The organism is Niabella hirudinis, assembly GCF_051201075.1.
In the GTDB taxonomy this organism is placed as follows: domain Bacteria; phylum Bacteroidota; class Bacteroidia; order Chitinophagales; family Chitinophagaceae; genus Niabella; species Niabella hirudinis.
This window is the reverse complement of the sequence record NZ_JBPEHJ010000005.1, coordinates 332,632-344,704: the sequence shown is the minus strand read 5'-3', so window position 1 is coordinate 344,704 and position 12,073 is coordinate 332,632. Positions and strand designations below refer to the sequence as shown.

The 12,073-nt window shown below is 48.9% G+C and carries 9 protein-coding genes; 8 read left to right on the top strand and 1 reads right to left on the bottom strand.

All coding sequences use genetic code 11. From position 1 onward, the window contains the following. Nucleotides 1–313: 313 nt before the first annotated feature. The 5 genes from GGU45_RS12315 to GGU45_RS12295 all read left to right on the top strand — a co-directional run bounded on the left by GGU45_RS12315 (nucleotide 314) and on the right by GGU45_RS12295 (nucleotide 5,065). Entirely contained in the window at nucleotides 314–1,636 is a 1,323-nt protein-coding gene (locus GGU45_RS12315; protein WP_435225115.1) for a hypothetical protein, read from the top strand. Nucleotides 1,637–1,733: 97 nt separating this feature from the next. Continuing rightward, on the top strand, nucleotides 1,734–3,998 hold the full coding sequence (locus GGU45_RS12310) for a hypothetical protein (RefSeq protein ID WP_435225113.1): 2,265 nt from the start codon (nucleotides 1,734–1,736) through the stop codon (nucleotides 3,996–3,998). Nucleotides 3,999–4,067: 69 nt separating this feature from the next. Beyond that, complete coding sequence (locus GGU45_RS12305) at nucleotides 4,068–4,364, top strand: DUF1360 domain-containing protein (protein ID WP_435225111.1); 297 nt, start codon at nucleotides 4,068–4,070, stop codon at nucleotides 4,362–4,364. 11 nt (nucleotides 4,365–4,375) lie between these two features. Further along, a complete protein-coding gene (locus tag GGU45_RS12300) occupies nucleotides 4,376–4,612 on the top strand; it encodes a hypothetical protein (RefSeq protein WP_435225109.1) in 237 nt (78 codons plus the stop codon). Between the two features lie 180 nt (nucleotides 4,613–4,792). Continuing rightward, nucleotides 4,793–5,065: a CBU_0592 family membrane protein gene (locus GGU45_RS12295; RefSeq protein WP_435225108.1), complete on the top strand. Its 273-nt coding sequence runs from the start codon at nucleotides 4,793–4,795 to the stop codon at nucleotides 5,063–5,065. On the opposite strand, the gene GGU45_RS12290 is transcribed toward GGU45_RS12295, so the two are convergent. Next, entirely contained in the window at nucleotides 5,046–5,657 is a 612-nt protein-coding gene (locus GGU45_RS12290; protein WP_435225106.1) for a TetR/AcrR family transcriptional regulator, read from the bottom strand. The two genes, GGU45_RS12295 and GGU45_RS12290, sit on opposite strands and share 20 nt — an antisense overlap. Before the next feature lie 397 nt (nucleotides 5,658–6,054). Between GGU45_RS12290 and GGU45_RS12285 the strand changes: the two genes are divergently transcribed. The 3 genes from GGU45_RS12285 to GGU45_RS12275 all read left to right on the top strand — a co-directional run bounded on the left by GGU45_RS12285 (nucleotide 6,055) and on the right by GGU45_RS12275 (nucleotide 12,062). Beyond that, nucleotides 6,055–9,267, top strand: coding sequence for a SusC/RagA family TonB-linked outer membrane protein (locus GGU45_RS12285; RefSeq protein WP_435225104.1), 3,213 nt, complete (start codon nucleotides 6,055–6,057; stop codon nucleotides 9,265–9,267). A gap of 28 nt (nucleotides 9,268–9,295) precedes the next feature. Continuing rightward, the gene (locus GGU45_RS12280; RefSeq protein WP_435225103.1) at nucleotides 9,296–11,101 is read left to right on the top strand and encodes a RagB/SusD family nutrient uptake outer membrane protein; all 1,806 of its coding nucleotides are present in this window, start codon (nucleotides 9,296–9,298) and stop codon (nucleotides 11,099–11,101) included. Between the two features lie 79 nt (nucleotides 11,102–11,180). Continuing rightward, nucleotides 11,181–12,062, top strand: a complete 882-nt coding sequence (locus GGU45_RS12275) for a metallophosphoesterase family protein (protein WP_435225101.1) — start codon at nucleotides 11,181–11,183, stop codon at nucleotides 12,060–12,062. Nucleotides 12,063–12,073 lie beyond the last annotated feature (11 nt).

Genomic DNA, 12,073 nt, shown 5'->3' with positions numbered 1-12,073 from the left:
ACGGGAAAACGCAATAGGCCCGGTTCGGGACTTTTATTAAAACCTTGTTGCAGAATAGGACTCTTTTATTGTAACACGGTTTCAAAAAGAACCGGCCCGGGGCCATTGCAGCTGTTATCGCCCCATTTGGCGATTGACTTCGCTTTTGCAGGACAGTAGTTTTGTATAAAGCTGCCTTTAAGGAAAGACGTTTGTAAATATGGCATCAGCATGGTGTAATGAACTTCTTATTCCGGCCGGACCGTTGATTGTTCTTTCGCTGCCTCTCTTTAAACTGCAGTCCTTCATTTTTTAATTTTTAAAACTCATAGAAATGTCTAAACATATTTCGGCGCAGGAGCCGGGGATTCCCTGTTGCCCGGAACTGACCCCCGATGATCATTGCGATGTGATCAACTTTAGCCGGGTACTTACGTATCCTACAGCCACGCTGGTGGCCGGCAGGAGGAATGTGGTGGTGGAAGTGATCCTGCGCTTTAGATTTTCGAGATGCACCCTGGGACTGGTGCTTGGCGACCCGGTGTACAGTACCACGCTGCTTCCGGGCGAAAAAGTGCGCCTGTCAACCACCGACAGGAGAAGTACGTTCAGTTATGATAGTGAAACAAAGCTCAGCTACCGGAGCGAGCAGATCTCGGAGGAGCAATACTATATGTCCGCCGTACAAAAATATATGGCAGACGCATCGGCGGCGCAGTCCGGCGAGGCCGATAGCTCTTCAGAAGGAAAATGGGATTTTCATGGAGACGCCAGCGGCAGCGTAAATCCTTTTAGCCTCAGTGCCAGTGCCAGCACCAATGCCAAGGGCAGCCATAACAGCCATTCCACCTTTGATTACCTCAACCAGCAGCGTTCGCACATGGAAAGCGCTGCCTCCCAGGCGGCGGAGGCTTCAAGGAAAACGCATGCGGTCTCTATCGGAGAGGTCAGCAGCCGCACCCATATCGAAGGAGAATCCCAGGATCATTTTGAAGCATCCTCAAGAGAATTTTCCAACCTGAATAAATGCCACGCGGTTACCTATATGTTTTACCGGCTGAACAAAAAACAACGGATAAAATTTGAACTGGTTGCCATCGAAAGGCGCGTACTGGATGAAAATGCACCTGTAGGTGGTGTGCTGAAACCCGGCGCAGCAAAGCTTCCGGTGGCATTAGTTCCGCAGGATATACCGGCCACCATAGCGTTGAACCGGACTGCAGAAGCGGTAGCTGCCGGGCGCATCAGCACGCTGTCTGTAAATACCAACCTCAGTGGGCTGTTTGAAGCACCCAGGGCCACAGCTGTAGCGGCCAGCGGCGTTAAAGCAGATACGGGGAGTCCGATTGATGACGCCACCAGAACAAAAGCGCTTAAGGAGGTAGATGAGCAACTGGCCGGCAAAGGCCTGATCGATAAAACGGGAAAGGTTGGCAATGAGATCAAACGGACCATCGAGTTTGAAGCGGAATTCTCCCTTCCTACACCGGGCATCATTGTAAAGGGCTGCCTGGATGAATGCGATGTTTGTGAACCGTTGTTAAAAGAGCGGTTGCAGCTGGAAAACGACCTGTTGCGGAAACAGATCGAGCTGCTGGAAAAATCGCAGGAGTACCGTTGCTGCCCCGTTGCAAAAGATGACGGGGAGGATGCATAGGTGCGTGCTTTCCGGATCCTCGATTCCGGATCCTCGATTCTGGATTCTCGATGCTGGATTCTCGATTCTCAAATTCTAAACGTTTTAAATATATTTTATGGAAGCAATAAAAAAGCTGTCGCTGGCAGTAAATTATGAGCAGCCGCCGGAAAAAGAGCTGTCGGTTTTCGGGTTTCTTTTTTTCTGCAATGGAATGCTGCTGCAGATCCAGCAGGTGCGGAATAATGTGCTGGAGTTTGATCTTTCAAAGGCCGCAGCCATGCGGGCAGGCAAGAATGGCGTAGGTGCGGAAGAGCTGCGCGTGTTCCTGGCGCCGGCAACCGGTAAGGAGGCGCAGGGCATAAAGTCCATTGCAGATCTTGAAACACTGCAACCCTATGAGGCCATTCTTAGCAACAGGAACGCAGAGGGGCAGGTTTCCATATTGCCGGTACCTGCTGCCATCAGCCGCTTCTGGCTGGTTTGCCGCTGCCGGGTCACCGGCAAGGTATCCAAGTGGTTCCGGTTTGGAGATCAATGGGAGGACCGGCCCGTATGCCGCGCCCGGGTGCATATTTGTGAGATCGATCCCATCATTTATTGGATTCACCGGATACCGGACCCGGTTATTGCAAAAATTCCGGAACTGTTACTGCACCCGGAAGAAGTGATCCGGAACCCCATTCCCGTGCCCGACCCCTTGCCGTTTTTGCGGTCGCCGCGGGCAACTGCTGCACCACAAATGGATATTTTTAAAACACCCTCACCAGAGCAATTACAGTTACAGGTGGCAGAAAAGCTGCCCGATTTAGGAGCGGATATCAGGCAACGCCTTTTGTCCGGCAGTCTGGACCAGATCCGGAACACGATCGTCAATAACTATGAACTCCTGCACCCCTGGTTCTGCTTATGGCCCCGGTGGTGGCCCTGGCTCTACCGTTGTACAGAGCGTAAAGTGGTTTACACTGATGCGAACGGGCGCTTTGATGCCAGTATCTTATACCGTTGTTTTGGAGACCGGCCCGATGTCTATATCTGGGTAGAATACCTGGTAAATGGGGTGTGGACCACGGTGTACGATCCGCCAAGGCCCTGCAATACCTATTGGAACTATAATTGCGGAACCGAACTGTCCATCCACATTACCGATCCGCGTGTTCCGGTGGATTGCTGCTGTAATTGCCCGCTCCCTGGCGACCTGGTGATGATCCGGAGCATCGGTGGTACCAGCGTTTCCCATGTCAACCAGCAAAATGGGGCACAGGCTCCGGCGGGGCAATCGGTTCCATACAACCGCATCGGTCTTACAGATGCGGCGGCTATTGGTGATGGATTCTTCTCTACATCCGTGGGAGACTATAAACGTCCCTTTGGCGGCACTTTTAATTTTTACATGGGCTTTGGCCAGGGATTGCCGCGCAATGACATCTATTATTACCGGTGGAGCTACCGGAAGGTAAATGCAGCAGATCTGAACCCTGTAAGCGGTTCTGTAGAACAAATAGATACCCCGGAGTATAAGTATTATGATTTTATTTTTACGGACAGCAATGGGGATCAGCAGATCGGGCATGATAAGGTGAAGCTGGGGCCCTTTACAGTGGGAAGTGAAAATAACCTGTACATCATCCCTCCGGAACGCCCCGGTCAGGCTCCGTTCAATGCTCCGCAAACTGATCCGCAGTGGTATGAGCGCACTCATAATACCCATACCATCGGTATCGATTCGGCGCAACTGAAGAATGGCGCGGCATTGGGCGGCGATGGCCTGTATGAATTTAAGCTGGAGTTGTTTAACCAATCCGGCGTCCTGCTGACCAATATTGCAAAAGCTACATTTAAGGTTCCGGAGTTTGATGATGCGGATACGAGTGTGAATGCCCCGGATGCCTTGCTGGCCGGTGCAACGGCTACAACCGCAGATGCGTTTAAGATGCTGGTGCGGGTAGATAACAGTGCCTGCAATTCAGCGGTCTTTACGGTGAATGTGAACGGAGCCCCGGCAGCATCAGATTGCTGTGGGTTTGTAAAATACCAACCCGGCGGTTTGGAAGCCGATCTGGAATTGTCGTTCCTGGCTACACATCCGAATGATTTTGCCGTATTCAGTTTTGGTGTATCAAAGGGTACTTGCGGCGCTGTGGCCGGGGCAGGAGCTTCCGGCATGGTGATCGATGGTGCTTCGGGTTATGTATTGACCGGCGGTATTTACCGGAAACATTTTACGCCCGCCCAATTGCTGGATAGCTGCTATGCCGGTGGAAACGGTAAAGCAGCTTTTGCAGAAACCCTTTCTGTTATTGCAATGGCCACGGATGGTACCTATCGTCAAAGTGGCAGGGATGCTCCCTACCGGGTGGCCGCCTTTGCCCTGGAACCCTGATGGAATACAGCGCCGGGCTGATTTTTGATCCGCAAAGAAGGACCGGGTATACCGGAAACTGAAAAGAATATGTTTTACTTTCTGCTCTCTGTTTTGGCTGTATGGAGGATCACTCATTTGGTCACCAAAGAAGATGGACCGTTTGATGTGGTGTTCCTCCTTCGTAAAAAGGCGGGCAGCCGTTTTTGGGGAAAGCTGATGGATTGTTTTTACTGTACAAGCATCTGGGTTGCGCTTCCTTTCGGGTACGGGCTGGGCACCGGTTGGGGAGAACGGTTCTTATATTGGTTTGCGGTTTCAGGAGCGGCCTGCCTGCTGGATCGGGCAACGGATAAGCCGGATGCGCCCTTTTATAAAGAAGATTAAAATGAGCGATCATGTGTAATTGCGGCAACAAGAGAGGCCCGCTGGTACTTAGCAGCGGTCAGGCGGGGGCATCGGCAACCGGCATCTGGAGTGATATATGGTTTGAATATACCGGAGGGACAGCCCTAACCGTAAAAGGATTCATTACCGGAAGGATGTACCGGTTTTCGGAGCGCGGCGCACTGCTGCTGGTCGACTACCGGGATGCGGCAAAGATGCTTTTGATCCCTTCTTTAAAACGAAAATAGTCTGGCGGGTACGCCGGTGATTATTTTAAGCGCCCTCAGGGCGCTTTTTTGCATTTTTTAAGGGGCATTGTTCAAATAGCGGCACACATCTTAATTTCTTTATATTTAAATCGGAGCGACAAATATGTTTCTGTTAATTTTATGACCATAAAAATGTGAAATCAGTTCAAAGAAAAGGTCATGCACTATTATCTTTTTTTATCAGGCGATAACATGTCCTCGGTTGTGGGATGGGTAGGGAGCATTGCCTACCTGCTGGCTTATCTGCTTTTAAGTCTGAACCGGCTAAAGGCGGAGAAGCCGTTGTACCATGTACTGAATATGATTGGTGCGCTGGGACTGATCCTTCATGCGCTGGATCTGAAAGATTATCCAAACCTGGTAGTGAACATGGCCTGGGGCGTTATTGCCGTAACGGCCGTTGTGTTTATTATCAGGAAGCCGCCGAAGTAGCAGCGTTTAGTAGTCCGAGTGCACGCTTTTTATAAGTACTTAATTTTTTTTCATACTCGCTTTTATCGCTTACAAGGCTCAGGTAATAATAGGCCCCATCCACCAGGATGAACACCAGATCGGCAACAGCCGCCGTGTCTTTTATCTGCAGGGATCCGTTCTCATTACAATCATTGATCAGAGCCTCCAGGTTGTTACGAAGGCTGTCCAGCAGCAGCTTGTATTTTTTTTTGATGGTCTTATCCCTGAAGGTAAGCGAATAGCAGCTGTAGGAAACGCTGTCATCAAAAAGCGTATTCCATTTTTGGGAGAATATATTGTCAATAACCGCCAGCAGTTTCTTTTTGGGATTCGTTTGAACCGTTTCGGGCACTTCAAAGATAAGCAGGTAGCGGTCCAGGATGTATTCTACAAGGCCATAGACCAGATGTTCCTTTGTCTTAAAATAGTGGATCACCAGGCTGGGATTGATCTTTAACAAATCGGCCGTTTTTGCAATGGAGGCATTTTCCAATCCTTCCTTTTTAGCCAGTTTGTAAAAGGCCCTGATGATCTGTTTCTGACGGGTTTCTTTAAGACTTTTGCGCCCCATGCTTTTTAGTCAAATATAAGTGAAATATATGCCTGTTTGCTGCCTTGGAGGATGGCTTTTGTAAAAAAGGAGATCATACGGCCTCATCGATTTTTACCGTTCTTCATACCTCACCCCAATGCGGAAGTTGCAGAAACAAATTTAACGATACGATTGTAAAAAGGAGCAGTTGTGCAACCGGTTGCGCATATTTTAAAAAAAATAAATTAATTAAACATTCATTCAATAAATTGCATATTGAAAAAGAATACCGTCCGCTGTAATGCTTGCCAGTACTACATGTGATGCTGTTTTGATAATTTCTTTCACTTTTTTGATCCGGATAAAAGGGTAACATTAATATAATAATAACGTGTCTTGATTCTAAATAGTTTTGACAACTCAAAAACAAATCGCTATGATCAGATCCTCGCTTCTTGTCTTGTTGTTTTTCTTCATTTCTGTTGTTCCGGCACTGGCACAGGCCAAAAAAATAACCGGTACGGTCAGGGATGAATCAGGGGCGCCACTTGCTGGTGCCACCCTGTCTGTAAAAGGAACGGCTACTACTGTACTGGCCGATACCGCAGGCCGGTTTACGGTTCAGGCTTCAGAAAATGATATTTTGAATATTTCATCTGTAGGATACCAGACCCAGGAGGTTGCGGCAGGCGCCTCCGTGCCGTTGGATGTTATTCTTAAACAGGCAGACCATGGAATGGATGAGGTTGTGATCGTGGGGTACGGAGTGCAGAAACGGGCCCATGTTGCCGGCGCGGTTGATCAGATCAAAGGCGACCAGATTGCAAAAAGGCCGGTATCCAACCTGGTGCAGGGGTTGCAGGGGCTGAGTCCCAACCTGAATATCGGGTTTACCAACGGAGCGCCCGGAACCCAGGCCAGCCTGAATATACGGGGACTAACCTCCATTAACGGAGGAGAACCGCTCATTGTGATTGATGGTTCAGTGGCAAACAGCGGTGATCTGTACTCTTTGAATCAAAATGACGTGGAAACCATCACTGTTCTAAGGGATGCTGCTTCCGCAGCCATTTATGGCGGGCGCGCTTCCTTTGGCGTAATACTCGTTACAACCAAGAGTGGCAAAATGGGAAAGACGCAGGTGAGTTATTCCAATTTTTTTACAAAAAGCCGGCAATCGGTTACGCCTGTGCCCATTACGGATCCTTACGTGTACTCGCGTCTTTTGCAGATATCAACGGAGAACACGCCCTGGAAATATGTAAAGTTTGACGATGAATACTATAAATGGGCAAAGGACCGGTCGGAGAATCCTTCGTTGCCCGCGGTACGTGTTAACCCTAAAGACGCTACTGCATGGCAGTATATGGGGAATACCAATTGGGCCGATTACTTTTTTAATAAGTCGTCTTTTTCCCAGCAACACACTGTTACTTTTTCCGGGGGTACCGGCAGGGATGCGGAAAAGCCTATTCATTATTATGTGTCTGCGGGTTTTACCAAGGAGAACGGGCTGTTAAAGCTGGCCCGCGATGACTGGCGGAGGTTTAACACCCGGGCCAAAGTAGATTTTAAGCCCTTTTCATGGCTGAAGATCGAGAACAATATGCAGGTATATCAAACGGATCGCGTAGCGCCGAATGTATTGAGTAATCCCAATAATTTTGGAGGGCTCTTTAACCTGGTGCCCACCGATGTGGCCCAAAACCCCGATGGTACCTGGGCCAATACCTCCGGTGGTCGCCTGGCCGCTGCCATACAGGATGGCGGCAGGAATGGCTCAAGGTTAACGGGCTTTCAGGATATTCCCAGCTTTACCGCTACCTTTTTAAAAGGAGACCTGATTGTCAGAGGGCAGGCCAGTATCCGCCGGGAAATGAACCGCCTGGGGCGCTACTCCAAGAGCTACCAGGTCGGTTATGGCCCCAATGACGTGCGGGAACAAGGCGATCTTACAGGGTCCGTTTATGAATCAACCGGTATCTTAACCCAGGATATCTATGATCTGAATGCGACCTACAATAAAAAACTGGGTGATCATGCATTTACCGTGTTGGCAGGGTATAACCAGGAGAACTGGGAGGCTCGCAGCACCAATGTTAACGCCACGGGGCTGATTTCTCCTTCGGCGCCATTTTTAGAACTTACGACCGGCCCGGTAACCAAGGGCGCCGGCTACAGCGCCTATGCAATACAGGGCGTTTTTGGCCGCATCAACTATAACTATAAAGAAAAATATGGTATCGAGGGAAATGCCCGATATGACGGATCTTCCCGTTTTTTACCAGGTGATAAATGGGGTTTCTTTCCATCTGTTGCCGGGTATTGGAACCTGCACAAAGAGGGATTTTTTGAAGGCCCTTCCAAAGTACTTACAAATTTCAAACTGCGCAGCTCTTACGGATGGCTGGGCAACCAGAACGTGCCGCTTTTCCGGATCAATGACCGGCTGGATACCCGGGTATCCGGCTACCTGATCGGCGGTAATATTGCAACCGTGGCCGGTACGGCACCCCAGCTGCGCATCAACCCCAATACCTTTTCCTGGGAAAAAGTGGGTCAGCTGAACCTGGGTGCGGATATTACGGTTTTAAACCGTGTTAGCGCTTCGTTCGACTACTATTTCAGGAACACGACCGATATGATCTACACTCCCCGCGTGGTACCTGCTGTAATGGGCACATCGGCACCACCGGAGAACAATGCGGATCTGCAGACAAAAGGATGGGAACTGACTTTAACGTACAATAATAATTTCGATGTAGCCGGGAAACCGCTATCGGTAAATGCAAAGGTGATCCTGAGCGACAATCAGTCGCGCATTACAAAGGTGGATAATGAACAGCAGGACCTGTCGCGCTGGAGGGTAGGGCAGGATCCTAATGCCATATACGGGCTTGTAAGCGATGGATTCTTTAAGAACACGGAAGAAATTGCGGCATTAGATGAATCCGGCATTGTTCCCTGGGGCTCCCTGGATATCATTCCGGGATGGATGAAGTTTGTGGACCAGGACAAAAACGGAAGAATTGAAAAACCCCTCACCGGTAAGGATATGAAGGACTATGTGGTGATCGGCAATTCTAACTCCCGGTATCGCTATGGCGTTAACCTGGACTTCAGCTGGAACAATATTGACCTGAGCGTTTTTCTGCAGGGAGTTGGTAAAAAGGACTATTACCCCGCCGATTACCTGTTCTGGGGAGCTTATCAGCAACCCTATGCCAACTACTATCCCTGGTTGCTTGATTTTTACCGGGCAACACCGGATGATGCGGCAACCCGGGCCAAGCATTCTGCAGAGTACATCCGCCTGGGCCTGGCAGATCAGAACCTGAATTCAAGATACCCTGTATTACAGTCCTGGCTGGCAGACAATCGGGAGAATAAGGGGCTGGATATACCGCAGACCGGGTATTTACTAAATGCAGCTTATCTGAGGGTTAAGAACCTTACACTGGGTTATACCCTGCCACAACAGCTTACGGGTAAAATAGGGATGAGCAGTTTAAGACTTTTTGTAACAGGCGAAAACTTATTCGAGTTTACTAAAATGGATAAGTTCTTTGACCCCGAAGCCATTGATACAGATGGGTACTCTTATCCTTTTATGCGGAAGTACTCCTGTGGTTTACAGATCAATTTTTAACCCTCCTGTTTAAATTAATAAGAAAGCAATGAAGCAGTTTAAGATAAAAATAGTTATCGGCCTCCTGGTAGCACTTGCTACCGGAAACGGCTGTACAAAAGATTACCTGATTAAGAACCCCGAAACCTTTATATCTCCGGAGGTATTTTTTAAATCCGAACAGGATCTTTCCATGTATATCAATGGTTTGCTGGATAACCCCGGCGGAGATTATTTTGGAGATGAAGTTTCGGATAATGCCACCACAACCGGCCAGCGCAGCGGGTTTGATATTATGCTCGGAAATTTTACACCTGAAAACTTTAGCGGCCCCTGGAGCTGGACACGGTTAAGAGATGTTAACTATTTTTTGGTAAACTACCAGAAGGCGCAGGTTGATGACAACGTTAAAAAACATTATGCCGGCCTGGCGCGGTATTACCGGGCCCGCTTTTATTATGATAAAGTACTGGCTTTTTCCGATGCCCCCTGGTACTCGGGCATTATGACGCCCAGTGACCAGGAGCTTCTGAATAAACCTTCTGATCCCAGAACGGTGATAATGGACAGCGTGATGGCGGATCTTGAGTTTGCATCCAATAATGTAAAAGAATCGGTACCCAAGGGCACACCCGGCAAGTGGGCCGTTAAAGCCGTTTATGCAAGAATAGCCCTGTTTGAAGGTACCTGGAGGAAATATCATCCGGAGCTGAACCTGCAGGCAACGGCCAACGGGTATTTCGAAAAAGCAAAGGCGCTGGCTAATGAAATCATGACCGGCACCGGAGGGTTTGCCATTCCGGAGGATTCAGCCTCCTACGGAAGACTGTTTAACAGTGCCAGCCTTTCTGATAATAAAGAAGTGATACAGTATATCGACTATGACGTAGCGAAACAGCGTTCAGCACCCGATTGGGACTATGCATTCCTGAACTATGAAATGTCTGCCTCAAAGGCTTTTATCCAGAGCTTTTTGATGAAGGACGGAACCCGTTATACCGATCAGCCCGGTTACCAGACCTTTCAGTTTGTAAAAGAGTTTGCAAACAGGGATCCCCGTTTGTATACGACCATTAATTATCCCGGATGGCTGCGCCGAAGCTCCAACCCTCCCAGGGCCTATGTACCGGTGTTTGCTAAATATTTTACCGGCTATTATTTAATAAAAGGATATGGAAATTCCTCAACGAACGATAAGCTCAATGTCGATTTTCCATCGCTTCGTTATGCAGAAGTATTGCTGACCTATGCTGAGGCCGCGGCCGAGCTGGGTTCGGCAACCCAGGATGATATTAACCGCTCCATTAATCTGTTGCGAAAAAGGGTGGGACTTCCTGCTCTTAGTATAGCAGCGGCCAATGGCAATATTGACCCCATATTGGCGGCGCAGTATCCCAATGTGAGTGGTGCCGGCAAGGGACTGATCCTGGAGATACGCCGGGAACGCCGGGCGGAGCTGGCATTTGAAGGATACCGGACCCGCGATATTTTTCGCTGGAGCGTTGGAAAATTAATGGAGGTGTACCCGGAAGGAATGTATTTTCCCGGTGCGGGGAAATACGATATGACCGGCGATGGTGTGGAAGACATCAAGCTGATCGGATCGGGGGAAGCTATCCCGGATGACGCTCACAAAGATAAGAATGCCTTGGGGCAGTTGCTGGTATACTATAAGGTTGGCTCAATTTCCGAAGACGTGCCGGTGCAGTTGAAAAACGGCGCCGCAGGGGGAAATATTATCGTAACCGCAACACCTGACAAGCGTAAATTTGTGGAGCCTAAATATTATTACCGGCCCATTCCGGCCAAAGAGATCATCGTTAACCCGAATCTCAAACAGCCGTTTGGATGGTGATGTACCACTGGTTTAACTATAAAATATTACAATTAAACGGCCGCCCGGGAATACCGGGCAGCCCTGTTTTTAAAAAACTATGAACAGAAAAAAATTCCTGGGCAGTTTGCCCGCCCTGGCCGCAGCGCCGCTCGCTGTTAATGCCGGCCCCCGTAAGGAGAAACCCGTGCTCACTTTAGCGCATATTACCGATGTGCACATTCGCCCGGGAGACAACGCCCCGCAACGGTTTAAGGATTGCCTGAAAAAGATCAAAAAAGCAGGGATCGATTTTGTCCTCAACACGGGGGACTCCATTCATGACGCCTCTTATGATAATGTGAAGCGGGAAAGTGTGACCGAGCAATGGCAGATATGGGATGATTGTATCACAGAGGTTAAGGGATATGATATCTACAGCTGCCTGGGAAATCATGATATGTGGTGGGCTGCGCCGGACAAAAAGGATCCCATGTATGGCAAAGACTACGTGGTAAAACGTTTAAAGATACCCCATCGCTACTACAGTTTTACCCGCAGCGGCTGGCACTTTATTATACTGGATGGCAATAACAGTAAAATTTCCCTGGATGACGAACAGTTTCAATGGCTGGAAAATGATCTTGCCCAAACGCCCGCCGGCACACCAACGCTGCTCATGTCTCACTACCCTACCTTTGGCGCCACGCCGATACTGGTGGGTGGTAATCACAGTGATCATAAAAAACTAAAGGACCTTTTTTATAAACATAAGGATAAAGTGAGGGCCTCACTCAGCGGGCACAACCATCTTTATGATAAGACTTTTTACAATGGTGTATGGTACTGCTGCAATGGCGCCATGAGCGGGTTCTGGTGGGGAAAGGGTGATAAGGATTCGGCGGGCACGGGTTATTATTTTGAAACACCGCCGGGGTATGCTATTTTGAAGCTGTATAAGGATGGTGGCTTTGAAAGCGAATATTATGCACATGGTTTTTAAGCATGCGCGTT